A 24,766-nucleotide genomic window follows, 5' to 3' on the forward strand; every position below is an offset into this window, starting at 1 on the left:
CGGAAACGGATCCGCGCGCCCGCAACCCGAGTGCGCGGACCTGTCCCGCAACCGGGGGCCTTCCGCGTGCCGACGCCGGAACCGTCCCGTAGGCCGCAGTGCCGCGGCCCACGGGACGCCGGGCGGTTACCAGCGGTACCAGCGGCCCCGCCCACCGGCGGCGGTCGTGCCCCGGGCGACGAAGCCGAGCAGCCACACGACGAACACGATGACCGCCGCCCACCAGAGCACCTTCAGGGCGAATCCGGCACCGAACAGGATGAGCGCGAGCAGAAGGACCAGAAGGACGGGGACCATGGTTGAGACCTCCTCGGTGGTGGTGGTGTGCCCGCCCTTCTGCCCCCGGACCGTCGGTGCATGCCCCCTTTCCCGCCGTGCCGTCAGAACGCCGCGCGCAGGGCCGGCAGCAGAGTCTCCTCCGCCCACCGCAGGAAGGCGGGCTGGGAGTCCCCGCCGACCTGGACGAGGGCGACCTCGTCGAAACCGGCGTCCGCGAACGGGCGGACGGCCTCCACGAAGTCCTCGACCCGGTCGCCGCACGGGATGGCGTCGGCGACGTCCTCGGGCCGGACGAACCGGCTCGCCGCGGCGAAGCCCGCCGTCCCCGGCAGCTCGGCGTTGACCTTCCAGCCGCCGCCGAACCAGCGGAACTGTTCGTGGGCCCGGCGCACGGCCTCGTCGCGGTCGCGGTCCCAGCACACCGGCAGCTGGCCCACCGCGGGCTTCCCGGCGCCGCCGTGGTCGGCGAAACCCGAGACCAGCCCGGCGTCCGGCTCGACGGCGATCACCAGGTCGGCGAGCCGCCCCGCGAGGGCGCAGGAAGCGGGCCCGGACACCGCCATGCCGATCGGCGGCGGCTGCTCCGGCAGGTCCCACAGGCGTGCGCCGACCACGTCGAAGTGCTTCCCGTGCCGGGTCACGTACCCGCCCTCGAACAGCGCCCGGATGATCTCCACCGCCTCGCCGAACATCTCCAGGCGCACCGCGGCGGCCGGCCAGCCCCGGCCGACGACGTGCTCGTTGAGGTTCTCCCCGCTGCCCAGCCCCAGCCGGAACCGGCCCTCGGAGAGCAGCTGGAGCGTCGCCGCCTTCTGCGCCACCACCACCGGGTGGTAGCGGAAGGTCGGGCAGGTCACGTAGGTCATCAGCGGGATCCGCGAGGTGGCCTGCGCCGCCGCGCCCAGGACCGCCCAGGCGTACGGGGCGTGGCCCTGTTCGTCCAGCCACGGGAAGTAGTGGTCCGAGACCACCGAGAAGTCGAAGCCCGCGCGTTCGGCGAGCACCAGGTCGGCGACGAGGCCGCGCGGGCCCCGCTGCTCCGTCATCATCGTGTATCCGATCTGCACCATGCCTCCGCGCCTGCCCGGTCCGGACCCGTTCTCCACCTGCGCGGGCCGGACTTCCCCCGATCGCCGCACGACGGCCGGGCGGGGCCGGAGGCATGAACGGGCGGGACGGGGTTAGACGAGGGGGGCAAACGAACCCGATCGGAAGGAACCGCCGTGGCCGACCTCTCCCACCTTCCCGAAGCCCCGCAGTACCGGTGGAGCCGTGAGCCCGACGGGGCCTGTCACACCGCGGACGGCGGTGTCTTCGGCCGGTCCGCCGACGAACCCGTCGCCGCGGCCCGGGCACGGGAGGAGGCGGCGAAGGCCGTCTGCGCCGGCTGCGACGTCCGGGTGGAGTGCCGGCGCCATGCCCTCGCGGCCCGCGAGCCGCACGGGGTCTGGGGCGGCCTGACGGCGGAGGAGCGCCGCGCCCTGTTCACCGGTGACCCGGTCCCGTCCGCGGCCTGACCGGGCCCCTGGGCGGGGCTACCGACGCGGTCGTCGCGAATCGGTCGTCGGCCGACGACCGACGCTCCACTCCTCGGGGTCGACCCGGTTCCCCGTAGACGTCTCGTGAAGGTGTTCCAGCCGGATCGCCTCTCCTCGTGCACCACCCGCCGCGGTGAGGGCGTGCGGGTACGCAAGCCACGGCTCCCACGCGTCCGAAGCGGGCACGGGCACGGGCACGTCGTCGACGGAGCGCACCGCGTCCTCCTGCTCAGGGGCACGAGGCACACCCCGGGCGCCGCGACTGACACCGGCTCATGTCACGGCCGGCACAGCGGCCGAGGAGTGGACGAGGAGGAGAAGAGCGCGGTGCCCGCGTCCTCCGCCGGACCACGTCCGGACCACGTCGAATCACATCGGATCACGTCAATTCGTCGGGTCGCCGGGAGGGTTGCGTCGGTGAGCGGCGGGCAGACGCGCGGATGACCGGGGAAGAACCCCGGCCGCGCCGAACGAGGAGAGCACAGATGAGCATGGTGAAGGAATCGGTCGACGTCGACGTGCCCCTGGGCGCCGTCTACAACCAGTGGACGCTGTTCGAGGAGTTCCCGCGTTTCATGGAGGGCGTCGACTCGGTGACCCAGGTGGACGACCGTCACAACCGCTGGCGGACGAGCATCGGCGGGGTCACGCGCGAGTTCGACACCGAGATCGTCGACCAGCTGCCCGACGAGCGGATCGCCTGGCGGACCGTGGGCGGAGACGTGCAGCAGCAGGGCGTGGTGACGTTCCAGCGGCTCGACGACCAGCACACCCGGGTCAACATGGCCATCGACTTCCGCCCGGAGGGCATGGTCGAGAAGGCCGGAGACGCGCTGGGCGTGGTGGACCGGAGGGTCAAGGGGGACCTGGAGCGGTTCAAGGAATTCATCGAGGGACACGGCCACGAGGAGGGCGGCTGGCGGGGGCGGATCAGCCCCGGCTGATCGCGGTCCGGCCACTCCGGCCAGCCCGGCCCTCGGCCCCGGTCCCTCGGGACCGGGGCCGAGGGCCGGTCCGGCGCGGGAGGCCCGGGGCCCTTCGCACGCCGAACCCGTGAGCGACCGGGCGGCGGTTCCGGGGTGAGGGGGACAGCAGGCAGCAGGACGCCGTCACCACCCCCGACAGCGAGCGCGGCACCCGCGACACCGCGAGTGGCTGCGCGACCGACCTCACGGTCCCGGCCGCAAGCACCCCGTCCGCCCACACCGACCCCCGGCGACGGCGGCCGGACCCCGGGCACCGCCGGTCCCGCGGGCATCGGGCATGCTCGCCGGCACCGGTGCCACCGTGCTCGCCGCGCGGGGATCGTCGGCGTCCTGCTGTACTCGGCGGCTTCACCCTCGTCCTCGGCCGCCGCCGGAGCCACCACGGCTGACCGGCCGGAACCGACGGACGGGGTGGTCTCGGCAGCCGGCCGCGCCCCCCACCGGCCGTTCGGAACGTCCACGGCCGGGCCGCCCGTCCCGGCGGGGCGTACTGCTCCCGTCGTCGTGGAAGGGGTTGGCATACCCACCCGCCATGGCCGACGGCGCGGCACTATCGGCGGACAACCAAAAAACGCATGCAACCTGCACCCGGTCGTGCTGGGATCAATGGCTATGAACGATCGTTTTCGTGATGAAGCCGATGTGACGGACAGGATGGAGCGGAACCTGGCGGAACACGCTTGTCATCTGCACCGGAACATGACCGGCGCGACCGTCGAAGAGGCTGGTGACCTCCTGATCGCGGACAGTGGCCTGGACGACGACACTTTCAACATCGTGGCCGCGGCCCGCTTCACCGCCGACGACGCTACCGCCCGTATCACCGAGACCGCTGGGACGCTGGCCCGCACCGGCCGTCCCTTCTCCTGGTGGGTGGGGCCCTCCTCGACACCGGCGGACCTCACCACCCGCCTGACGTCGGCCGGTCTTCCGGCGTCCGAACACGAGACGGCGATGTGGGCCGAGTTGAACGACACCCTGCCCCCACCGGATGCCCCCGGACTGGACATCCAGCAGGTCACCACGCCTGAACAACTGGCCGACTACGCGATGGTCCTCGCCGCGAACTGGGACCCGCCCGCCGACACCGTCCGCCGCTTCTTCGCCCAGGCCGCCCCGCAGGCACTGGCCGCGCAGTGCCCGGCCCGGTACCTGGTCGGCTACGTGGAGAACCGTCCGGTCTGCTCCGCCGAGGTGTTCCACCACGCGGGAGTCGCCGGCGTCTACAACATCTCCACCCTGGCCGCCCACCGCCGACGCGGCTACGGCGGTGCCATCACCCTCGCGGCACTCCACACGGCCCGCGACCGCGACCACCGCATCGCCGTCCTGCAGGCGTCAGCGGACGGTGAGCCCGTCTACCGCCGTCTGGGGTTCCGCCCCTGCGGCCAGTTCACCGAACACGCCGTCAGCCCCTGACCGGTCCGGACTCCACGCGCCCTGCGCCGTCTTCCTGACAGTGCCGGTCAGCTGCCGTACCGCGAGGCGGCGGCGCGATGTCTCTTGAGGCGATTGATGCCGCATTCGACCGTGTGGCGCTCGCGGTGGTCGGCCCGGTCGAAGCGCGGCGGCCGACCACCGCGAGTGCCGAGCTGCCGGCGATTTCGCGCCTGATCGGCCTCGTCCAGGATGGTGCAGCGGATCCCGTCCAGAACGGCTTCGAACTGCGGCGAGTCTCCACGCTGTCCTGCCGTTACCACGATTGACATGGGCTTCCGCCCCTGCTCGACGGCCAGGTGCAGCTTGGTGGTGAAGCCGCCGCGCGAGCGTCCCAGCCCGTGGTCACGGGGCTCTCGGCCCCGGAGGGGCGGATCGGCAGGCCGCTGGAGTGGCCCTGGCAGGAGCTGTGCCCCTGGTACTGCCGGGAGTTGTGGGCCTGCGGCGTGGTGATCGGGACCACCGCGACGTTGTGGCACGCGGCCTGTCGGCCGGGCCGGGGCCGTTGTCGCCCGCGTCCAGGATCAGGACGCGGGCTCCGGGCCTCGCGGTCTTCCCGGTGCGGCGGTGAGCGCCCGGCGACGCCGGCGCCCGTGACGACCGGGTCGAAGCCGAAGTCCGTAGGCGGCGGGGAGGCGTTGCCGGAAAGAGTCGGAGGGGCCGTGGAAGTCAGCGGCGGTGGCACGCGGCGGGTGCCCACCGGCTCACTTCTCGACGAAGACGATGTCCTCGATCCGGGGGCGCAGCTTGATCGTGTCACCGATGACGTCGATGATGCGGTGCAGGCCCTTGGTCGAGTCCCTCTGGTCCGAGAGGACGTACTCGTCGTCCCCGCCGGCCAGGAAGGCGGGGAGGTGGTCGAGGGACGGCCCGAAGAGCCGCAGGTAGTCGGCCAGGCGTCGGAACAGCTTCGGCATGATGACCAGCTGGTCGGTGAGGGAGCTCAGGTCCGCGATCGTGGCGCCGCTGTGGGTGACGTCGTTGGCCCACACGCTCTCGGGTGCCTTCTCCGCCCGCGCCCGCTGGGCGGTGGCGGCCATGTCGAGGCGCAGTTCCTTCGGCAGGTTCTTGTAGAACGTCGGGTAGACCAGGCCGCGGGAGAGCAGTTCGTGGTTGGCGGTCTGGTGCAGCATCGGCACGTCGACCCGGAGGACGGTTCCGCTCACGACGTCCGGGATCGGCACCCCCTTGCCGACCATCGCGACGCAGCGCCCGTAGGTGTCGGCGCCGCTGGTGAGGATGAACCCGGAGACGGCCTCCGGGGTCGCGGAGGTGACCTTCTCGTCCGCCCCCTGCTCGACGTCGGTGAAGCCCAGCCAGGTCAGCAGGGCGTCCCGCGCGGCGTGCGCGCCCAGGTCGAGCGGCTGGTGCACGAAGTCGGGACCGACGCCCAGGAAATGAGTCTCCAACGCGTCGATCCCGTCCAGCCGCAGGTTCGCGCCACCGTGGTCGTCCGGCTTGACCTTGTGCTCGCCGGGGAGTTGGGACCAGATGGTGATGTCGTCGGGAAGGAAGTGGACGGTGTCGCCGTCCGGTTCGTAGTCCTTGATCCGGTAGGTGCCCTTGATGAGGGTCATGGTCATGGGTTGCCTCCCGTAGTCGAGTCGCGACCCATTGTGATGCGCTCCGTGGGCAAACGGCGGGACCGCACCATCGGCGCGTTGGCCGGGGGCAGCCCTTCGTGGCATCCGTGCCGCAGGCAGGTGTGCGGCCGGGTGGGTCAGTCGAGGGTGGGGTAGTCGGTGTAGCCGGTCTCGCCGCCGACGTACATCAGGTGGGCGTCGCGGATGGGGTTGAGCGGTGCGCCGGTGCGCAGGCGGGTGACCAGGTCGGGGTTGGCGAGGAAGGAGCGGCCGAGGGAGACCAGGTCGGCGCCGGCGTCCAGCAGGTGTTCGGCGGCGGCGCGGCCGCCGTCGGCGGGCAGGGGGCCGGGCCAGGGCAGGGCCGGGTTCGCGATCAGTGTGCCGGACCAGGTCTGGCGCAGGGTGTGGAAGAGCGGCTGGTCCGGGTCGGCGAAGACGACGTGGAGGTAGGCCCGGGCCAGGCCGTCGAGTTCGCGGAGGAGCGCGGGGTAGACCTCGTCGATGTCGTCCTCCGTCATGGCGTTGGCGGTGACGCCGGGGGCGATGCGGACCCCGACGCGTTCGGCGCCGATCACCTCGGCGACCGCGCGGACCACCTCGACGGTCAGGCGGATGCGGTTGGCGACCGACCCGCCGTAGCCGTCGGTGCGGTGGTTGGTGTGGCGGGAGAGGAACTGGTGGAGCAGGTACCCGTTCACGGCGTGGACCTCGACCCCGGCGAGCCCGCGTCCACCGCCCGGCGCGCGGCGGCGGCGAAGTCGGCCACGGTGGCGTGGATCTCCCGCTCGGTCATCTCGCGCGGTACGACGTTCTCGCGGTGCCCGGACGGGGTGACGATGGTGCCGGGCAGCGGTACCGGTGACGGGGCGACACCTCCTGCACGGCGCGTTCGCGATGCTCACCGGCCACCGCCCGCCCGAGCGGGACTGCCCCGAAGCGGACATCGCCGACCCCGTCCGGCGCGGCCGGGCGCTGTGGCTGTTCGCCTACGGCCTCCACCACGCGGGCGACCCGGCCGCGGCGCACGCCGTCGGCACCCGGGCCCTGGACCACTGCGCCGCCGCGGGCGACCGCTGGGGCGCCGCCGCTTCGCGCGCCCTGCTGGCCCGGGCCGCGCTGGCCACCGGCGACCTGGCGGCAGCCCGCCGCGACGGCCGCACCGCCGCCGCCGACTTCCACCAACTCGGTGACGCCTGGGGCGAGTCGCAGGCCGTACCGGTCCTGGCCGCGCTCGCCGAGATCGCGGGCGACTACGCCGACGCGGAGTCCCGCCACACCGTCGGACTGCGCCTCGCCGAGCAGCTCGGCCTGGCGGTGGAGGCCTCCGCCTGCCTGGCGGGCCTGGGCCGCCTGGCGCTCCTCGCCGGCGACTGGGAGCGGGCCCGGCTGCTCCACGAGCGGGCGCGCCGCGCGGCCGCCGAGCAGGGTCACCTTTTCGGCGAGGTCTTCGCCGTGATGGGCCTCGCCCTCGGGGCGCGTCGGGCCGGCGACCTCGACGCCGCGGAACGCCATCTCCGGGCGATGCGCGACGACTACCCGTCGTCGACGGCCGCCGTCCGCGCCGCGACCGGTTCCTGACCCGGGAAAGGGCGCCGGGCGGCACTCCGGCGGCTGTCCGGTCAGTCGGTGACTCCGGTCAGGTCGGCCGGGTCCGGCCGGTCCGCTGCCGGATCCTGTACGGACAACTCGAGGCGTTCGCCTGCCGTACGGCGGGCAGTCATGAATGGTCCGCCGGCCGGTACCCCGCACGCGCTGTCCTTGGGGGCGCCGTCCTCCACCCTCCTGACATGCAGAGGTCAACCACCCATGGTCGAGCTGAACCGCCGCCGTTTCCTCCAACTCGCGGGCGCGACCGCCGCGTTCTCGTCGTTGTCGCAGAGCATCGCCCGAGCCGCGTCGATCGCCCCGCTGGGGACCACCGGCACGATCCAGGACGTCGACCACATCGTCGTGCTGATGCAGGAGAACCGTTCCTTCGACCACTACTTCGGCTCGCTGAAGGGCGTCCGCGGCTTCGGCGACCCCCGCCCGGTCACCCTGCCGAGCGGCAAGTCGGTGTGGCACCAGACGGACGCCCTCAAGCGGGAGGTGCTGCCGTTCCGGCCGCAGATCAGCGACCTCGGGATGCAGTTCGTCCAGGACCTCAACCACGACTGGGCCGGCGGCCACAAGGCCTTCAACAACGGCCGGTACGACCAGTGGGTGCCCGCCAAGACGGCCACCACGATGGCCTACCTGACCCGCGACGACATCCCGTTCCACTACGCGCTCGCCGACGCGTTCACCATCTGCGACGCCTACCACTGCTCGTTCATCGGCTCCACCGACCCCAACCGCTACTACATGTGGACGGGTTGCACCGGCAACGGCGTCAGCGGCAACGGCCCGGTCCTCGGCAACCAGGAGGCCGGCTACACCTGGACCACCTACCCCGAGCGGCTGGAGAAGGCCGGGATCTCCTGGAAGATCTACCAGGACGTCGGCGACGGACTGGACGCGGCCGGCTCCTGGGGCTGGATCGGCGACGCGTACCGCGGGAACTACGGCGACAACTCGCTGCTCTACTTCGACAACTACCGCAACGCCAGGCCGGGCGACCCGCTGTACGACAAGGCCCGCACCGGCACCGACGCCAAGGCGGGCGACGGCCTCTTCGACCACCTGCGGCGCGACGTACAGGCCGGCACACTGCCGCAGATCTCCTGGATCGCCGCACCCGAGGCCTTCACCGAGCACCCCAACTGGCCCGCCAACTACGGCGCCTGGTACGTCGCGCAGGTGCTGGACGCGCTGACCTCCAACCCCGCCGTGTGGGCCAGGACGGCGCTGTTCATCACCTACGACGAGAACGACGGCTTCTTCGACCACGTCGTGCCGCCGTTCCCGCCCTCCTCCGCCTCCCAGGGCCTGTCCACCGTGGCGACCACCGCCGACCACTACGGCGGCACCATCGGCTACGCGGCCGGGCCGTACGGGCTCGGCCAGCGGGTGCCGATGCTGGTCGTCTCCCCTTGGAGCACCGGCGGCTACAGCTGTTCGGAGACCTTCGACCACACCTCGATCATCCGCTTCATGGAGCGCCGCTTCGGCGTCCAGGAGCCCAACATCTCGCCCTGGCGGCGCGCCATCTGCGGCGACCTCACCTCCGCCTTCGACTTCACGGCCTCGAACGCTGCACCGGCGGCGCTGCCCTCCACCGCCGGCTACCTCCCGCCCGACCGCAACCGGCACCCCGACTACGTGCCCACCCCGCCGGCCACCGGCACCATGCCGAAGCAGGAGGCGGGCGCCAGGCCCACCCGCCCGCTGGCGTACGCGCCGTCCGTGGACGGTGCGGCCGACACCGCCACGGGCAAGTACCGCCTCACCTTCAGCTCGGGCGCGGCGGCGGGCGCCCAGTTCCTGGTGACCTCGGCCAACCGGACCGACGGCCCGTGGACGTACACCACCGAGGCGGGCAGGACGATCGCGGACGCCTGGAACACCACGTACTCCAAGGGCGTCACCGACCTGACCGTGTTCGGCCCCAACGGCTTCCTGCGCCGCTTCCGCAACCCCGGCAAGACCGCCGGGCCCGAGGTCACCGCGCGCCACAACGCGACCACCGGCAACCTCGACCTCACCCTCACCAACGCGGGCACCGCGGACGCCGTGCTCACCCTCACCAACGCCTACGGCGGCGCTCCGCAGACCCTCACCGTCCGCCGCGGCGCGACCGTCACCTGCACCGTCGACCTGAGCGGCTGCCGCAGCTGGTACGACGTCACCGTCACCGCGGGCACGGGCGCCGACTTCGTGCGCCGCCTGGCCGGCCACGTCGAGACCGGCGCCCCCGGCCTCTCCGACCCGGGCATCGTCACCTACTGACGGCGCCCCTCCCCTCGCACCGCCGCCCCGGGCACCCACGCGCCCCGGGGCGGCGGCGACCGGGCGGGGGACCTGCCACGGCCGTCGCCGGTGCGCCCCCCCGGGGAGCCGCCGGTCTCAGGCGAGGGCCCGCGGGCTCAGTCCAGGCCGCGGGCGTGGCGGAAGCGGGAGGCGAGGGCGTCCGGGGCGATGAGCGGTGCCGGGTAGTCGGGGGCGGGGTCGAGCCGCCAGGGGCGATGGACGGCCGGCCCGGGCAGATGGGCCAGTTCGGGCACCCACCGGCGCACGTACGCGCCGTCCGGGTCGTACCGTTCGGCCTGGCGCAGCGGGTTGAGCACCCGGTTGGGACGGGTGTCGGTGCCGGTGCCCGCGACCCACTGCCAGTTGAGCTGGTTGTCGGCCACGTCGCCGTCCACCAGCAGCGACAGGAAGTGGGCGGCGCCGATCCGCCAGTCCAGGTACAGGCACTTGGCGAGGAAGCCCGCCGTCAGCAGGCGGGCCCGGTTGTGCATCCAGCCCTCCTCGGCGAGCTGGCGCATTCCGGCGTCGACGATCGGGTAGCCGGTGCGGCCCTGTCGCCAGGCCTCGGCTTCGCGCTCGTCGCGGTGCCAGTGGTCGTCCCGGGGCCGGTAGTCGCGGTGTGCGGCGTCCGGGCGGGCGGCGAGGACCTGGTGGTGGAAGTCGCGCCAGGCGAGCTGCCGGACGAAGGCCCGGGCCCCCTCGTCGTCGTGCCGCAGGGCGCGCTCGACGAGTTCGGTGGGGGACAGGCAGCCGAAGTGGAGGTACGGGGAGAGCCGGGAGGTGGCGTCGGCGGCGAGGTCGTCGTGCACGTCCTCGTAGGTGCTGACGTCCCAGCGCCGCCACCGCTCCCTGGCCGCGGTCTCGCCCCCGGGCGGCAGTGCGGGCGACAGCGGCCCGGTGGGTGACGGCGGCCCGGTGGGCGGCAGGCTCTCGCCGCCGAGGCCGCTCGGGGTGTCGAGCTTCCGGGGCGCGCCCAGCACCGTACGGCGCGGCACCTGCTGCCAGGCGCGGTGGTACGGGGTGAAGACCGCGTAGTGGTCCCGGCCGGACGGGGTGATCCGGCCCGCCGGGACGACCGTCAGCGAGGCGTCGTGGACGTGCAGGCGGTCGCCGAACACCTGGCGCAGCCGCTCCTCGCGCCGCTGCGCGAAGGCGCTGACACCCGCGGCGACGTGCACGGTGGCGGCCCCGGCCTCGGCGGCCACCCCGGCCGTCTGCTCGGCGGGCTCGCCGCGGCGCACGACCAGCCGGGAGCCGATCCGGCGCAGTGAGGCGTCCAGGTCGGCGAGGCAGTCGGCGAGGAACGCCCGCCGGTTGGGCGCGGCGAACCCCGCGCCCTCGACGGCGGGATCCAGGACGAACAGGGGGACGACCCGGTCGGCCGCGGACCGGGCGGCGTGCAGCACGGGGTTGTCGTGCAGCCGCAGGTCCTGGGTGAACAGGGCGATCGATACGGTCACGGGTGGAGCCTCGCAGGTGGTGCCGTCGGGGTCCGGACAGTCCTGCCCCGGTGTTCGGAGCCGCCCGCGACCCGGATCGGACCGGCGGCCGGGACCGAAGGTACCGCGCGGGCCCCGGCCGGCGGGCACATGACCCGGCGTCGGCGGGACGTGCCGCCCGCAGGAACCGCCGCGTGCCGCCCGCGGGACCGCCGCGTGAGAGGCTCATCCCATGGAACAGCGTGTACTCGGCCGCACCGGCCGTCCCGTCTCGATCGTCGGACTCGGAACCTGGCAGCTCGGCGCGGACTGGGGGGACGTCCGGGAGGAGGACGCCCTGGCCGTGCTGGAGGCCTCGGTGGAGGCCGGCGTCACCCTCTTCGACACCGCCGACGTGTACGGCGACGGCCGCAGCGAGCGGCTGATCGGCCGCTTCCTGAAGGACCGTCCGGACGCGGAGGTGTTCGTCGCCACCAAGTTCGGCCGCCGGGTCGAGCAGCGGCCCGAGCACTACAACCTCGCCAACTTCCGTGCCTGGGCCGATCGTTCACGGGACAACCTGGGGGTGGAGCGGCTCGACCTGGTGCAGCTGCACTGCCCGCCGACGCCCGTCTACTCCTCGGACGAGGTGTTCGACGCCCTGGACACCCTGGTCGAGGAGGGCCGCGTCGCCGCCTACGGGGTGAGCGTGGAGACCTGCGACGAGGCGCTGGCCGCGATCGCCCGCCCGAACGTCGCGAGCGTGCAGATCATCCTGAACGCCTTCCGGCTCAAGCCGCTGGAGCGGGTGCTGCCCGCGGCCGAGGCGGCCGGAGTGGGGATCCTCGCCCGGGTGCCGCTGGCCTCGGGCCTGCTGTCCGGCCGGTACGACGAGCACACCGTCTTCGCCCCCGACGACCACCGCAGCTACAACCGCCACGGCGAGTCCTTCGACCAGGGCGAGACCTTCTCCGGGGTGGACTTCGCGACGGGCGTCGAGGCGGCGGTGGAGTTCGCCGCGCTCGCACCCGAGGGCGCGAGCGCGGCGCAGACGGCGCTGCGGTGGATCACCCAGCAACCGGGGGTGACGACGGTGATCCCCGGCGCCCGCAACGTGGCGCAGGCCCGGGCCAACGCGGCCGCCGCGGAGCTGCCGGCCCTGCCGCCGGCCACCCTGGACGCCGTGCGCGAGCTGTACGACCGGCGGATCCGGCCGCAGGTGCACGCCCGCTGGTGACGGCCGGCCGCCGGCACCGGGCGCGGCCCTCACGGTGAACCGGGGATCGCACGGACAACCCCGGCCCTCACGACGAGCGCCGGGGCGGCTCCGCGCGGTGTGACCCCCGCTGCGCCGGGCGGCGGTGGGTCCCGTGGTCGCCGCGCTCGGGGCGGGAAGGCGGCGGACCGTCCCCGCCGGGAGTGCTCCAGGAGTCGGCGCGGGCGGCGGGGGCGCCCCTGGGCGGTTTCGGCCGCCGGCGGTTCAGGTGGTGGCTGCCCCAGGCGAACGCGCCGATGAGCAGCACGGCGATGGCCAGGGCGGGCACCGCGACGGCGAGCAGGGAGGGGCCGTCGGCTGTGGCCGGGAGCGGTTGGGTGGCCATGGTCTTCTCCTTTCCTGGATCCGGCGGCGGGCCCGTTCCCCGGGGGAGCGGGTCGGGCCCGCCGGTGACGCCCGCCTACCCCGCCCGCCGGGGGGCATGCCCCGCCCGGACGGCGGCGGGTCAGGCGAGCAGCCGGGCGAGCGCCGCGTCGACGTCCAGGTGCTCCGTCTCGGTGCCGGCCGGGACCAGCCGGAAGGAGTCGAGCAGGAACGCCGTCACGACGGCCGCGGGGACGCTGATGACGGCCCGTGCGGAAGGGGAGCGCAGGGTGATCAGCACGCGGTCCTCCGGTCCGGGCGCGACGGTCACGTCCCCGCAGCCGGCCGGGCCGTGGCGGCCTTCGTCGAGCAGGTCGCGCGCGAAGGTCCACTGCGCGCGGTCGTCGTCGCCGAGCGGTGGGAAGGCCAGGCACACCGCGTACGGCGAGGCGCTGTCGAAGCGCAGCTCCGCCTCGACGGCCACGTCGGGGTACGGTCCCTCGGGCAGGGTGACGGCGGTCGACCAGGAGGTGGCGACGGTCATGCGGCGAACTCCCATTCTGACGGTGGCGCCGCAGTATGACAGCGGCGCCGGAGGCCGGTGACGACAGCGCTCGGTTACCCGCCCGTCCGGGGTGCATTCCCGGCGGGGGGCGCGGAATCGCGCCGCTTCGCCGGGTACGGCCCGCCGGGACGCCGGAGCCCCGCCCCGGCTGCGGTCGCCGGGACGGGGCTTTCGGGAGTCAGCCGGTGACCGCGGGGGTCTCGGAAGCCGCCTCAGGGTGCCACGGCGTCGGCCGCGGGCGGCTCGGGCTCCTCGTCGTCCTCCGCCTTCCTCCGCACGTCGGCCGGGGTGGGGGCGGTGATGGAGCGCTCCTCCGCGGACCGCTCCCGGGCTCCGACCCGGCCCTCGGCCTTCGCCCGGACGTCGCTTGGGGTCGGGGCCGTGATCGCGCGCTCCTCGGCGGACCGCTCCTGCGCCGGTTCGTCCGGCCGCGTTCCGTGGTCGTCGGGTTTGGTCATGGGCTCGTTCCCCTTTCCGGGTCCTGGACTGCGGCGGATGGGACACCGTGCGGCTGCCCCGGATGCCCGGTCGTGAACCGGTTGGACGAGGCCGACGGCGCGGCCGCGGCGCGGCGCCGGTTCCGGCGGCCGGCCGTCGACGGCCTTTCGACCGTAACCCCGGGCCGCAGACCCCGCCGCCGGACGCCGTCCGACGGCGGCGCCTTTTCGGCCCGGCCCGGCCCGGCCCCGCCCGGTGCGGTGGCGGGCGGCGCGGTCGCGTCAGCCCGCCGTGGGGTGGACCAGCCGTCCGTGGTGGATGAGGGAGACGGACTGCTTGAGGCGGTGTGCGCGGACGCTGATCTCGTAGCCCCTGATGCCGTCGACGCCGGCCAGGCGGCCGCTGAGGTAGCGGTAGAAGGCGGGGGTGTCCTCGCAGATGACGACGGCCATGAGGTTGTGCGTGCCGCTGGTGGCCGAGACGAAGGCGCATTCGTCGTGCCGGGCGAGTTCCTCGCCGATCCGGTGGAGTTCGGGCAGGTGGACCTGGAGCCAGAGGACGGCGTTGAGTTCGTAGCCGAGGCGTTCGGGCAGGATGTCGATGCCGTAGGTGAGGGAGCCGGTGGCTTCCAGGGCCTCCAGCCGGCGGGCGACGCGGGCCGTGGACCAGCCGGTGGCCTGCGCCAGGTGGGTGTGGGAGGCGCGCCCGTCCTCCGCCAGGGCGTCGAAGAGGGGGCGGTCCTCGTCGGTCGGGGCGAGCGGCGGCCCGGCGGGTGCGGGGCGCTGTGCCGCCAGCTGTCGGACCTGCTCGTCGGTGAGGGACCGTTGGCCGCCGGCCCAGCCGACCGTGCCCGGGGGGCGGAAGGGGTGGATGAGGAGGTCCACGCTCATGTCGAGGATCGAGGCGGCTTTCGGGAGTTGCCGCAGCAGGACGTCGTCGCGTCCGGTGCCGTCGGCCGAGCGGATGGTGCAGATGATCTCCGACCCGCCGGAGGCGATGCTGGCGTAGCCGACCTCGGGCCTGCGGGCGAGCGATTCGGCCACGGGCCCGGCGGCGTCCGGGCGGCACCGCAGGCGTGCGATCCAGTCCGCCCGTCCGTGGGCGGTCGGGTTGCTCAGCCCGACGACGCGCATGACCCCGGCGCGGCGCAGCGCGTTGTAGCGGCGGGCCACGGTCTGTTCCGAGACCCCGATGATCTCGCCGAGGCGGCGGAAGGAGGTACGCGGGGCGCAGTAGAGCCCGTGGATGATTTTGCGGTCGAGGTCGTCGTGCACGGAGGAATGGTCACACACTGGCGGGACGCTGTGGAAGTTTCCGCACGCCCGCCAGGATCGCTTGTGGGTTTGTCGACCGTCTGGGTGAGGCTGGTCCGCGCCCACACAGCAGCCGGTGCCCGAGCGGCATCCCGCAGTCGAAGGAACCACCCCGTGAACTCCGCAACGGTGCAGCGCCCCGGAGCCGGACGAGGCGTCACGCTCGTCATGGCCTGCCTGGGCGTCTTCGTCGCCTATCTTCCCGTGACCACCGTGTCGGTGAGCCTGCCGGCGATCCAACGGGCGACGGGCGCCTCGACCTCCCAACTGTCCTGGGTGTCGGACGCCTTCGTACTGCCGATGGCCGCCCTGATCCTCACCACCGGGGTGTGGGGCGACGTCCACGGCCGCAAGCGGGTGTTCCAGGCGGGCATGGTGTTCTGCGCCCTGGGCGCGGCCGTCTCGCTGGCGTCGGACTCGGTGCGGGTGCTGTGGGCGGGGCAGGCGGCCTCCGGCCTGGGGGCGGCGGCACTGCTGCCCACCACGCTGGCCCTGATCAGCCACGCGGTCCCCGACCACCGGGAGCGGGGTAGGTTCATCGGCCTGTGGGCGATGTCCATGCTGGCCTCGCTGGCCGTGGGGCCGCTGATCGCCGGATCGCTGTTGGAGCACGTCGGGGTGCGCTGGATCTTCCTCCTGCCCGTCCCGGTGTCCCTGGTCGTGCTGGTCGTCGCGGCCTTCCTGCTGCCCGACTCGAGGGCGCCGCACGGCCGTCGGCTCGACTGGCCCGGGCAGATCAGCGCGGCCGTCGCGGTCACCGCGGTCGTCTACGGCGTGATCGAGGGCGGTGCCGACGGCTTCGGTACGCCGCACGTGGTGGCGGCGCTGGCGCTCGGCGCCGTGGCTGCGGTCGCGTTCGTCGTCGTGGAGCGGCGCAGCAGCAGCCCGATGCTCGACCTGGCCCTGTTCCGCAGCCCCGCCTTCGCCGCCACCTCCCTGGTCGCCATGATCAGCTTCCTGGGGCTGATCGGCTTCTTCTTCGTCCTGAGCCTGTACTTCGGGCTGGTGCAGCACCTGACCACGCTGGAGGCCGGACTGCGGCTGGTCCTGGTGTCCGGGACGTCCCTCGTCGTCGGTGTCCCGGTCGGACGGCTGATGCACCGGATCTCCGCCCGGGTCATGATCACCACCGGGCTGGTGGTGATGGCGGGTTCGCTGCTGTCCCTGACCGGCGTCGACGCCGGCACGTCCTACGGGTCGATCGCCTGGCGCCTGGTCCTGCTCGGCCTGGGCATGGGCGCCGTCCTCACCCCGATGACGGCCTCCGCCGTCTCCTCCGTACCGCACCACCTGGCCGGTATGGCCGCCGCGGGCAACAACGCCTTCCGCCAGGTCGGCGGGGCCCTCGGCCCCGCCGTGCTCGGAGCCCTGCTGACCACCCGCGCCCTCGACGCCCTGCCCGGCCGCCTCGCCGACGCCGCGGTGCCGACGGAGGCCGGCGGCCGTGTCCTGGCCGTCGCCCGGGACCAGGGGCTCGGCGCGGTGGCCGGGCTCGACCTGGGGGCCGCGACCGAACCGGCCCTCGCAGCGCTGGGCGGCTCCTTCCTGGACGGTCTCCGGCTCTGCCTGATCGTGTCGGCCTCGCTGGCCCTGCTGGCGGCGCTCGTCTGCGCCGTCCTCCTGCGCCCGGCTGCGGCGGGCGGGCGCTCCGCGGCCGGGCTCCCGTCTGCTGCCGGGCTTCCTTCCGCCGGCGGGCTCACGTCCGCCGCCGGTGACACGGCCGCGGGGCCGCGAACCGCCGCTGCTCCCGCCCCCGCCGCCATCGGCGGCGCGCCCGCTCCGGGGGCGCGCCGCACACCGTGACACCCGTGAGGGGGCGTGCCCGGGGTGGCTCGGCTTCCGGGGCGCCACCGCGGTTCACGCGGGCCCGGGGAGTCCATCGGCTCCTGCGCGGGTGGGGAGCGAGAACCTGACCTTGGGCCGGGCCCGGGCCCCGGCGCGGTGGTAGAAGCGGATGGCGTCGGTGTTCCAGTCGGGCGTCTGCCACTGGACCTGCGTGGCGCCGCGGGCTGCCGCCGCTTCCCGCACCGCGTTGAGCAGGGCGCGCCCCCAACCCTCTCCTCGGTGCGGTTCGGTGATGAACAGACAGTCCAGGTGGACATGGTCGGCTGCCTGCCAGGTGGAGAACTCCTGGGAACAGGTCGCGTAGCCGGTCAGCTCACCCCCGTGGTCGACGACGAGGCACCATGCTCTCGGATGTGCCGAGAACATCACGCTCTCCAGCCGGGTGGCGAGGTCGGCGGCCACGGGTTCGGCGCGCTCGAAGGCGGCGTGGAGGGCGCACAGGCGGGCTATCGCCGGCAGGTCGGCCGGGGTGGCCGGGCGGATCGTGCCGCCCGGCCGCGCCGCGTCGCTCAGCACGCGCAGGAGATGCCCGACCGCGGGGCGGTCAGGTCGTCGACGGGGCGCTGCTCGGTGCCGGCGGCCGAGTCGTAGGCGAAGCCCTCGCGTGCCCAGTACTCGAAGCCGCCGAGCATCTCCTTGACCTGGTAGCCGAGGCGGGCGAAGGCCAGCGCCGCACGGGTCGCTCCGTTGCAGCCGGGGCCCCAGCAGTAGGTGACGACGGTCCGGGCCGGGTCGATCAGCCGCGGAGCGAGGTCGGCGATCTGCGCGGTGGGGATGTGGAGGGCACCGGGGATGTGTCCCTGGTCCCAGGCGACGTCGCTGCGGGTGTCGACCACCACGATGCCGGGTGCGCCGGACTTCAGATCGGCGTGGACGTCGGAGACGTCCGCTTCGAAGGCGAGACGGGCGGCAAAGTGTGCGGCGGCCTCGGCCGGGGTGGCGGCGGGCACGCTCAGGACGGCGCCAGTGGTCTCGGCGGTGTCGGCGGAAGCAGTGGCGGGCACGGGGTACCTCGTGTTCTTGCTGGTCGGGACGGTTCCGGTGCGCCGCTGGGGGCTTTCCCCCGGTCGGCGACGGCTCCATCCTCCGGTGCCTGGGCCCGTCCCACGAGTGGCGTGAATGCCATTGGTCGCCAAGATTCCGCCAAGGGGGCCGGCCACGGCGGGGGCCGGTGCGGAGGCGACGGTGAACGTCGCGGCGCCGGCCGCGCCGGGCCGCCCGATCCGGTGCCCGCCTCTCAGCGCAGTTGCTCGGCCAGTCCGACGATGATCCCCGCCGGGCCCCGGAGGTAGCAGAGCAGGTAGCTGTCCTCGAACCGGGCGATGCCGCCGAGGAGTTCGGCGCCGTGGGGGCGCAGGCGGGCGACGGTGTCCTCGATGTCGTCGACGGCGAACATGACGCGGTGGGTGCCGAGGACGTTGTGCGGCCGGTTGCGCGGTCCGGCGTCGACCAGTGCGGGGCTGCGGTACCTCGCCAGCTCCAGTCGGCTGTGGCCGTCCGGGGTCCGGAGCATCGCGATGTCGCAGCGGACGCCGTCGAGTCCGGTGCACCGGTCGGCGAAGGGGCCCTCGACCTCTGCCCTGCCGTCCACCTCCATGCCGAGTTCTTCGAAGAACGCGACGGCGGCGTCCAGGTCCTCGACCACGATGCCGACGTTGTCCATCCGCTGAATCGCCATGCCGATTCCTCCGCTTCTCCTCGCGCGGCCGTGGTGGCCGCTGACGTCCCGGGGACGGAGCCGGTGACGCGTTCTCGACGTCCGCGGCCCGCCGGGAGCCGGCGAACCTCCCGGCTCTTCCATACTCGCCCGGCGGTGCCGCCGCGAGCGGTCGGACTCGGGCGCGCGCGGCGGGACGGCGAGGGGACGGGCAGACGGGGCCTCATCCACGTCGAGCTGTTCAGGACCCTCGACCTCGTCGGGCAGGCGCCCCCGTTCGACGCGGCCACCGGGGCGCAGATGCTCGCCGCGTACGAGGGCACCGGCGCCCTGCCTCGGGTAGGGCTGGGGCCGGGGGAGTGGGAAGTCGGCTGGTCCGACTTTCCACTCCGTAGAGCGCGCGTGGGTCGTTCGTCGGCCGGGCTGCTCGATCGGCGGCCCACTGCTGTGGCCGGCCGACGAGCCCCGGCCCGTGTGCACCGAGCCGCATCCGGAGGACGAACCGCCCTTGCGGCGCGTGGTCCGCCTCACCGGGCGGACGGTGAAAATCCCGCGCAGGGGCGGCCCGGACCGGAGCAGAATCGTCCCATGGCGGACATGCAGGCGTTCCGGGACGCGGTCATCGGCTGGGCAGCGGGGGAGGACGGCGGGCCGGCGGGTGAGCTGGCCGAGCGGCTGCGGGTACGGACGGCGGTGCTGCTGGAAGGGCCGAGCGACCTCGCGGCCGTCGAGACGCTGGCGGCACGCCACGGTCGGGACCTGGCCGCCGAGGGGGTGTGCGTCATCCCGATGGGCGGGGCGATGAGTGTCGGCCGGTTCGTCGGCCTGCTCGGACCACAGGGGTTGGGCCTGCGCCTCGCCGGGCTGTGCGACGAGCGCGAACAGGGCTGGTACGAGCGCGGACTCGAACGGGCCGGTGCGCCGGGTGACGGGTTCTTCGTGTGTGCGGCGGACCTGGAGGACGAGCTCATCCGGGTGCTGGGCGTGCCACGGGTCGAGGAGATCGTCCGGGCAGAGGGCGATCTCCCGGCCTGGCGGATCTTCGTGCGTCAGCCCGCCCAGCAGGACCGTACGCCGCACCAGCGGATGCGACGCTTCCTCGGCACGAAGAAGGGACGCAAGATCCGCTACGGCCGCCTCCTGACCGAGGCCCTCGACCTCGACCGGGTCCCCGCGCCCCTCCAGGGCCTGCTCCTGCACCTGTCGCTACCGCCGCGCGACGGCGGCGGACATCGGCTGTAGGACCTGGGCGGCGGGGGTGGGCGTCAGGCGGGCGGTGAGCTGCTCCCGTTCGGCGGGTGGGACCCCGTGGGTGAGGCCCGCGGCGAGCAGCGCGACGGTGAGGGCCTGCTCCACGGTCGCCTGGGGGAACCGCCCGCGCGGTTCGGCGGCGACGAGGTCGACGGCCGGCCGTACGGCGGGCAGCTTCGCGGCGAGCCTGAGCCGCTGCTCCGGGCCCCTGGTGCCGGTGCTGGGGAAGTGCGTCACGTGTGGGCCGAAGCGCCCGGCCGGCCTGCGCGACTCGTATGGGGCTTGGAGGAGTTCCGGTGTCTGATCGCCGGGGCCGCACCAGTCGGGCCAGGCCTCGGAGGCCTCGAACGCCGGCGGTTCCCTGTCCCACTGCCAGGCCAGGACGCCCACCGCCCCGGTACCGGCCGGCCGCGCCGGCCGTGCTGTCGAGTGGAAGTGCACACCGCCGGCCCGGACACCCCGGGTGCCCTGGCACGGCCTCGCCACCAGGTGGTGGCAGGGCCGGCCCGACTGCCGCTGGGCGACGTACGGTTCGTGGTTATCCGAAGCCGCGGGCGTCCTGCTTCAGCGCGGTGTCCACGGTGAGCGCGGTCGCCAGGACGAGGCTGAGCAGCGGGTCGGGGAGCGGGCGGTGGATCTGGAGCACGTAGTTGTCGGCCGTGGTGAACATCGTCTTCGCCAGGCCTTCCCAGGTCTTGGTGATCCGGGCGACCTCGGTGTCCGTCCCGTCCACGATGGAGAAGTTCCAGGCCCGCCAGTTCTCGGCCTTGATGGCGCCGATCTTCTGACCGCCGACCTCCAGCGCGAAATTGATCTTCCCGATGGCGTTCTGCTGGATGATCTGGCCGACCTCCTGGCCGTTCGGACGCTGCACGATCACCCGCGACTTGATGAGCTTCGCCGGGCGGGTCAGCAGCAGCACCGGAGTGCCCTGCGCGTCACGGATCTCCAGCTTGTGGGTCAGGTACTGGTCGATGGAGAAGAGCAGCCGTACCAGCTTGCGCAGACCGCTCTGGCCGACCTGGACCACCGAGCCCAGCGTGGCGCCCCGCTGGTCGAAGACCGCGTACTCGTTGGTCAGCTCGATCAGCTTGGCCTTCTGGTTCACCACCAGGACGGGTTCGGAGAAGAGGGTGCCGCCGCCACCGTGGACGGGGCCGACGCCCGCCTGGTGCTGCACCTGGTACTGCACGTCGGCGGCGCCGCCGACCGGAGCGGCCGGCTGCCCGGGGAAACCGGGGGTGTTCGTGTTCTGGGACATGGCGGGCAGGCTAGGCCCAACCGTCCGCGGGGAGCCAGATCGTTTTCGACGGCCGCCGGGCCCGTCCGGGACTGCGATCCGCGAATTCGGCCTGCACGTGGGGGTGTTGCGAACGGCGGCCGCTTCTCTGCGGATGGAACGGATGTGTCCGACGTCACATCGCTTGATCACGCGCCGGTCAGGGCCTGCCTCGACCGGTACTTCTCGGCGGGGGTGGCGGACGGCCACCGCACGCCACTCGTCGCCGGCGCCGTCAACGCCTTCCGGGCCCGGGGGAGCGGATCCTCCTGGCTGAGCGGTGTCAGACACGCCTTGGGCCCGGCCGGAAGCGAGAACCGGGCCCGCCGTCCGGCGACGGCGGGCCCGGTTCTCGTGGTGGATCAGTTCCGCCAGGTGTCCGACAGGGTGATCCTGCCGTTGGCGGGGACGGTCGCGGTGCGGTTGGCGCCGGACTCCCAGGTGACGTTGCCGGCGGTGTCCTTGCGGAGGTACTTGTACTCGAACGAGGTGCCGGCGGGCAGGTCCAGGTCGAGCTTCCAGACCGGGTAGGCGGCCGGGTCCAGCTTGACGCCGCCCGACGGGGCCCAGTTGCCGAGGCCTGCGAGACTTCCGACGACGTAGACGTTCTGGCCGGGCACGGTGGTGGCGGTCACGGCGAACGAGGCACCGGAGACGGTCTGCTGTCCGCCACAGGGGTCGCCGGGCGCGATGACGCCGGCCCTGACGGTGGTGTTGCCGGTGCCGAGCGTGTAGTTGACGCCGTTGTTGTTGTCCCAGGTCCCGGAACCGTCGTTGAAGGCGGCCGTGAGGGTGGTGGCGGAGCCGAGGGCGATGGTCTTCTTCACCCAGCCGGCGCAGGCGGCGTCCATGGCGACACCGGGCGCGGTGGTCCAACTGCCCTTGTCGGCGCGGTAGTGGATGTCGTAGGCGGTCCAGTTCCGGTCGGTGCTGTAGTAGACGGTGGCGGTGTTGTCACCGGGCTTCGGGGTGACCCGTGCGCCGACGTGGAGGGCGACGGCGTCGTTGGAGCCGACGGTGGCGGTGAACTTGCCGCTGCTGTCGACGGTGTAGGTGGTGCCGGTGCAGCCGCTGGTCGAGGTCGGGTCACCGTGCTGCACGTCGCAGTAGGTGCCGGGCGGCAGCGAGGTCTGGAACGTCCGGGTGATCGCTCCGCCGCCCCGGTTGAGGGCGACGTAGGCCTTGTCCCCGCGCCCGAAGCCGATGGCGTTGTCGCCGTCGTCCCACCAGTCGGTGACCGGGGTGTCCCCGGCGGCGTTGCGGAAGGCGACCATGTTCGCGATCTGCGGCCAGGCGTGCTGGCACTTCCAGCCGTCGCTGTAGCACGAGTTGACGGTTCCGCCGTTGGGGGCTCCGGCGTCCCGGTCGGAGAACTCGTAGCCGGAGTGCACGGACGGGGTGCCGTAGGGGTGGGCCAGCATGAAGACCTGGGCGAGGGTGTAGGCGGCGCCGTCCTTGTAGCCGAGGCCGGAGCCGTTGCGTTCGGTGTCGTGGTTGGTGACCATCACGCCGGACTTCGCGGAGGGCATGTAGCCCCAGGCCTCGCCGAAGTTCTTCAGGTAGGAGAGCTTGTCGGTGGTGAAGATCCGCTTCAGGTCGGTGGTGTAGCGGAACTCCTGCACGTCGCCGGTGGCGAGGTACTCGGCGGGGGAGACGGCCTCGTTGGCGCCGTGGACGGCCTCCTGCACCCAGTAGACGTCCGGCTTGGTGAGTTTGGCGCGGATGGCCGAGAGGTCGGTGGTCGCGACGTGCTTGACGGCGTCCATGCGGAAGCCGTCGGCGCCCAGCGAGATCAGGTCGTTCATGTAGCCGGCGATCCGGCTGCGGACGTAGTCGCTGCCGGTGTTCAGGTCTGCCAGGGAGGGGTTGCCGGTGTCCCCGAGCTCGCACTCCTGGATGTTGTACCGGTCGGCGTAGTTGTTGCCGATCGGGCGGCGGCAGCCGTGAAAGTCCTGGTCCTGGTAGAGCCCGGGGTAGTCGTACTTGCTGTACTGGGTACCGCCGGTGCCGGTGCCCGACCCCGAGGTCATGTGGTTGACGACCGTGTCGACGATGACGTCGACGCCCGCGGAGTGGCAGGCGTCCACCATCTGCCGGAAGGCCGTGCGGTCTCCGAGCGGGCCGGCGATCCGGTAGCTCACCGGCTGGTAGCCGGCCCACCAGGCGCCGCCCTTGATGCGTTCCTGGGGCGGGGACACCTGGACGAAGCCGTAGCCCTTGGGGCCGAGCGTGCGGGTGCACTCCCGGGCGATCGAGTCGAAGTTCCACTCGAACAGAACGGCGGTGACCTTCTTGCCGTTCGGGCCCGTCGGTGCGGCGGCCGCCGGCTGGGCGGGAGCCGCCAGGGTGGTGGCCAGACCCAGGGCCAGGCCGAACCCGGCCAGTGCCGCGACCGTGCGGCGCTTCGTCCGCCGCCTCGCGGCGGCAGCCAACCGGACCGTAGTCATGTGCTCTCCTTCGGGTGGGGGTGGGTCCCGACGCCGGGGTACGCGGGAACCGGAAGGGGGCGGGCGAGCATCCGGTGTGAACCGGATGAAACACAGCTGAAAACTTTCAGAAACCTTTCAGCCGGTCGAACCCTAAGAGTGATCGCAGCGGCCGTCAATCCCGTGTTCGCCATCAACTTCTCCGGTGTTCAAGGCAATTGAAGGATCGATGTCGAGTCCCTCGGTGCGCGTCGCGGGAACGCCCGGCGAGTCGGCCCCGGGGGCGGACGGTCCGTCGAACCGAGTCACCCGCACGTCGCGGCGGCCTGGATCGGGCATCGGATGGACCGTCAGAGCTGGTATTTCAAGGTCCAGTTGATACATAAGCCCGAGGCGCGGCGAACGCCACTTGCTGAAACTTTCAGAAAACACCTTCCATGGCCGGGTGTGCCCGGGTACGGTCGCTGGCGATCCAACGACACGGCCGGAACGGCACCGGAAGTCGCCGACCTCGCGGCGGCACGCCCGGCAGGAGCGAGCAGGGCACGCGTTCGCCGCTCCCCTCCCGCCTCCGCAGTTCCGCCCGGGCCTTCCGCCCGGTCCAACCACCTAGGAGCTCCACATGCGGCGTGGCATCGCAGCCTCGGCTCTCGTCGTGGCGCTGGCAGTTTCGACTGCGGCCTGTAGCAGCGGCGGCGGCAAACGTTCCACCTGCTCAACCAGCCGGTCGGCCTGATCCTCACCTACATGACCATCTCGGTGCCGTTCTGCGCCTGGACCATGAAGGGCTACTTCGACACCATCTCCACCGAGATCGACGAGGCCGGCCGCATCGACGGCCTCAACCCCTTCGACACCTTCTCTGGCGCCTGATCCTGCCGCTCGCACGACCGGGGCCGGCCGTCACCGCGTTCTACTCCTTCATCACGGCCTGGGGCGAGGTCGCCTACGCCTCCCAGTTCATGACCGGACTGGACCGGATGACCCTCGCCGGCGGTCTGCAGACCTTCGTCAACCAGTACTCGCAGAACTGGTCGATGGTGTCTCCCGCCTCGGTCCTCATCGCCCTTCCGGCAGCCGCCGTCTTCGTGCTGGTCCAGCGCAACCGCGTCGCCGGCCAGACCGCCGGCGCCGTCAAGTAGTCCCGCCGTCATCCCGCCACCACCTCCGAGACCGCGAGGAATCCGATCATGACCCAGAACCTGGCCGACACCTCCCGGCCTGCCGCCGACACCGCTCACGAGGCGAACGTCAGCGCGTCCAGAGGCTGGTGGCGGGACGCGG

At 73.1% G+C, this 24,766-nt stretch carries 22 protein-coding genes and 3 pseudogenes; 9 read left to right on the forward strand and 16 right to left on the reverse strand.

What is annotated here, in order from left to right; translation table 11 throughout:
* Nucleotides 1-126 precede the first annotated feature (126 nt).
* Both ACZ7RU_RS24840 and ACZ7RU_RS24845 read right to left on the reverse strand, forming a co-directional pair.
* Entirely contained in the window at nucleotides 127-297 is a 171-nt protein-coding gene (locus ACZ7RU_RS24840; protein ID WP_470343156.1) for a hydrophobic protein, read from the reverse strand.
* A gap of 83 nt (nucleotides 298-380) precedes the next feature.
* On the reverse strand, nucleotides 381-1,349 hold the full coding sequence (locus ACZ7RU_RS24845) for an LLM class F420-dependent oxidoreductase (protein WP_470343157.1): 969 nt from the start codon (nucleotides 1,347-1,349) through the stop codon (nucleotides 381-383).
* A 153-nt stretch (nucleotides 1,350-1,502) separates the two neighbouring features.
* Here ACZ7RU_RS24845 and ACZ7RU_RS24850 point away from each other — a divergent pair, with 153 nt between their 5' ends.
* From ACZ7RU_RS24850 to ACZ7RU_RS24860, 3 genes are all read left to right on the forward strand, one after another.
* The gene (locus ACZ7RU_RS24850; RefSeq protein WP_470343158.1) at nucleotides 1,503-1,796 is read left to right on the forward strand and encodes a WhiB family transcriptional regulator; all 294 of its coding nucleotides are present in this window, start codon (nucleotides 1,503-1,505) and stop codon (nucleotides 1,794-1,796) included.
* 506 nt (nucleotides 1,797-2,302) lie between these two features.
* On the forward strand, nucleotides 2,303-2,761 hold the full coding sequence (locus ACZ7RU_RS24855; RefSeq protein WP_470343159.1) for an SRPBCC family protein: 459 nt from the start codon (nucleotides 2,303-2,305) through the stop codon (nucleotides 2,759-2,761).
* Between the two features lie 696 nt (nucleotides 2,762-3,457).
* Nucleotides 3,458-4,222, forward strand: a complete 765-nt coding sequence (locus tag ACZ7RU_RS24860; RefSeq protein WP_470343185.1) for a GNAT family N-acetyltransferase — start codon at nucleotides 3,458-3,460, stop codon at nucleotides 4,220-4,222.
* Nucleotides 4,223-4,269: 47 nt separating this feature from the next.
* On the opposite strand, the pseudogene ACZ7RU_RS24865 reads toward ACZ7RU_RS24860, so the two are convergent.
* From ACZ7RU_RS24865 to ACZ7RU_RS24875, 3 genes and pseudogenes are all read right to left on the reverse strand, one after another.
* Nucleotides 4,270-4,596: pseudogene (locus ACZ7RU_RS24865) on the reverse strand (transposase family protein); the annotation flags it as partial.
* Between the two features lie 348 nt (nucleotides 4,597-4,944).
* A complete protein-coding gene (locus ACZ7RU_RS24870; protein WP_470343160.1) occupies nucleotides 4,945-5,823 on the reverse strand; it encodes a nuclease in 879 nt (292 codons plus the stop codon).
* A gap of 137 nt (nucleotides 5,824-5,960) precedes the next feature.
* Nucleotides 5,961-6,694 (reverse strand): annotated as a pseudogene (locus ACZ7RU_RS24875) (oxidoreductase); the annotation flags it as partial.
* On the opposite strand from ACZ7RU_RS24875, the gene ACZ7RU_RS24880 reads away from it, so the two are divergent.
* Both ACZ7RU_RS24880 and ACZ7RU_RS24885 read left to right on the forward strand, forming a co-directional pair.
* A complete protein-coding gene (locus ACZ7RU_RS24880) occupies nucleotides 6,682-7,401 on the forward strand; it encodes a hypothetical protein (protein ID WP_470343161.1) in 720 nt (239 codons plus the stop codon). The pseudogene ACZ7RU_RS24875 and the gene ACZ7RU_RS24880 overlap by 13 nt on opposite strands.
* Nucleotides 7,402-7,629: 228 nt before the next feature.
* Nucleotides 7,630-9,690, forward strand: coding sequence for a phosphocholine-specific phospholipase C (locus ACZ7RU_RS24885; protein ID WP_470343162.1), 2,061 nt, complete (start codon nucleotides 7,630-7,632; stop codon nucleotides 9,688-9,690).
* A gap of 137 nt (nucleotides 9,691-9,827) precedes the next feature.
* On the opposite strand, the gene ACZ7RU_RS24890 is transcribed toward ACZ7RU_RS24885, so the two are convergent.
* Nucleotides 9,828-11,171 (reverse strand): cryptochrome/photolyase family protein, encoded by a 1,344-nt coding sequence (locus ACZ7RU_RS24890; RefSeq protein ID WP_470343163.1) that lies wholly within the window; start codon nucleotides 11,169-11,171, stop codon nucleotides 9,828-9,830.
* A gap of 211 nt (nucleotides 11,172-11,382) precedes the next feature.
* On the opposite strand from ACZ7RU_RS24890, the gene ACZ7RU_RS24895 reads away from it, so the two are divergent.
* Entirely contained in the window at nucleotides 11,383-12,366 is a 984-nt protein-coding gene (locus tag ACZ7RU_RS24895) for an aldo/keto reductase (protein ID WP_470343164.1), read from the forward strand.
* Nucleotides 12,367-12,433: 67 nt separating this feature from the next.
* Here ACZ7RU_RS24895 and ACZ7RU_RS24900 read toward each other — a convergent pair whose 3' ends face one another.
* The 4 genes from ACZ7RU_RS24900 to ACZ7RU_RS24915 all read right to left on the reverse strand — a co-directional run bounded on the left by ACZ7RU_RS24900 (nucleotide 12,434) and on the right by ACZ7RU_RS24915 (nucleotide 14,985).
* Entirely contained in the window at nucleotides 12,434-12,730 is a 297-nt protein-coding gene (locus ACZ7RU_RS24900) for a hypothetical protein (RefSeq protein ID WP_470343165.1), read from the reverse strand.
* A 120-nt stretch (nucleotides 12,731-12,850) separates the two neighbouring features.
* On the reverse strand, nucleotides 12,851-13,252 hold the full coding sequence (locus tag ACZ7RU_RS24905) for an SsgA family sporulation/cell division regulator (RefSeq protein WP_470343166.1): 402 nt from the start codon (nucleotides 13,250-13,252) through the stop codon (nucleotides 12,851-12,853).
* 233 nt (nucleotides 13,253-13,485) lie between these two features.
* The gene (locus ACZ7RU_RS24910; RefSeq protein ID WP_470343167.1) at nucleotides 13,486-13,731 is read right to left on the reverse strand and encodes a hypothetical protein; all 246 of its coding nucleotides are present in this window, start codon (nucleotides 13,729-13,731) and stop codon (nucleotides 13,486-13,488) included.
* Nucleotides 13,732-13,992: 261 nt separating this feature from the next.
* Nucleotides 13,993-14,985: an Lrp/AsnC family transcriptional regulator gene (locus ACZ7RU_RS24915; RefSeq protein WP_470343168.1), complete on the reverse strand. Its 993-nt coding sequence runs from the start codon at nucleotides 14,983-14,985 to the stop codon at nucleotides 13,993-13,995.
* Nucleotides 14,986-15,192: 207 nt separating this feature from the next.
* On the opposite strand from ACZ7RU_RS24915, the gene ACZ7RU_RS24920 reads away from it, so the two are divergent.
* Nucleotides 15,193-16,827, forward strand: coding sequence for an MFS transporter (locus ACZ7RU_RS24920; RefSeq protein ID WP_470343186.1), 1,635 nt, complete (start codon nucleotides 15,193-15,195; stop codon nucleotides 16,825-16,827).
* 54 nt (nucleotides 16,828-16,881) lie between these two features.
* On the opposite strand, the gene ACZ7RU_RS24925 is transcribed toward ACZ7RU_RS24920, so the two are convergent.
* From ACZ7RU_RS24925 to ACZ7RU_RS24935, 3 genes are all read right to left on the reverse strand, one after another.
* Entirely contained in the window at nucleotides 16,882-17,385 is a 504-nt protein-coding gene (locus ACZ7RU_RS24925) for a GNAT family N-acetyltransferase (protein ID WP_470343169.1), read from the reverse strand.
* Nucleotides 17,379-17,873, reverse strand: a complete 495-nt coding sequence (locus tag ACZ7RU_RS24930) for a rhodanese-like domain-containing protein (protein WP_470343170.1) — start codon at nucleotides 17,871-17,873, stop codon at nucleotides 17,379-17,381. Before ACZ7RU_RS24930 ends, ACZ7RU_RS24925 begins: the two co-directional genes overlap by 7 nt.
* Nucleotides 17,874-18,106: 233 nt before the next feature.
* Nucleotides 18,107-18,547, reverse strand: coding sequence for a VOC family protein (locus ACZ7RU_RS24935; protein ID WP_470343171.1), 441 nt, complete (start codon nucleotides 18,545-18,547; stop codon nucleotides 18,107-18,109).
* Nucleotides 18,548-19,114: 567 nt separating this feature from the next.
* On the opposite strand from ACZ7RU_RS24935, the gene ACZ7RU_RS24940 reads away from it, so the two are divergent.
* A complete protein-coding gene (locus ACZ7RU_RS24940) occupies nucleotides 19,115-19,768 on the forward strand; it encodes a TOPRIM nucleotidyl transferase/hydrolase domain-containing protein (protein WP_470343172.1) in 654 nt (217 codons plus the stop codon).
* Here the strand turns inward: ACZ7RU_RS24940 and ACZ7RU_RS24945 are convergent.
* The 3 genes from ACZ7RU_RS24945 to ACZ7RU_RS24955 form a co-directional block, all read right to left on the reverse strand.
* Nucleotides 19,733-20,014 (reverse strand): hypothetical protein, encoded by a 282-nt coding sequence (locus tag ACZ7RU_RS24945; protein ID WP_470343173.1) that lies wholly within the window; start codon nucleotides 20,012-20,014, stop codon nucleotides 19,733-19,735. The genes ACZ7RU_RS24940 and ACZ7RU_RS24945 overlap by 36 nt on opposite strands.
* 301 nt (nucleotides 20,015-20,315) lie before the next feature.
* On the reverse strand, nucleotides 20,316-21,038 hold the full coding sequence (locus ACZ7RU_RS24950) for an LURP-one-related/scramblase family protein (RefSeq protein WP_470343174.1): 723 nt from the start codon (nucleotides 21,036-21,038) through the stop codon (nucleotides 20,316-20,318).
* A gap of 380 nt (nucleotides 21,039-21,418) precedes the next feature.
* Nucleotides 21,419-23,503 (reverse strand): carbohydrate binding domain-containing protein, encoded by a 2,085-nt coding sequence (locus tag ACZ7RU_RS24955; protein ID WP_470343175.1) that lies wholly within the window; start codon nucleotides 23,501-23,503, stop codon nucleotides 21,419-21,421.
* A 690-nt stretch (nucleotides 23,504-24,193) separates the two neighbouring features.
* Between ACZ7RU_RS24955 and ACZ7RU_RS24960 the strand changes: the two are divergent.
* Nucleotides 24,194-24,624, forward strand: a pseudogene (locus ACZ7RU_RS24960) (ABC transporter permease subunit); the annotation flags it as partial.
* Nucleotides 24,625-24,766: the final 142 nt, after the last annotated feature.

Source organism: Kitasatospora sp. NPDC114501 (assembly GCF_055633695.1).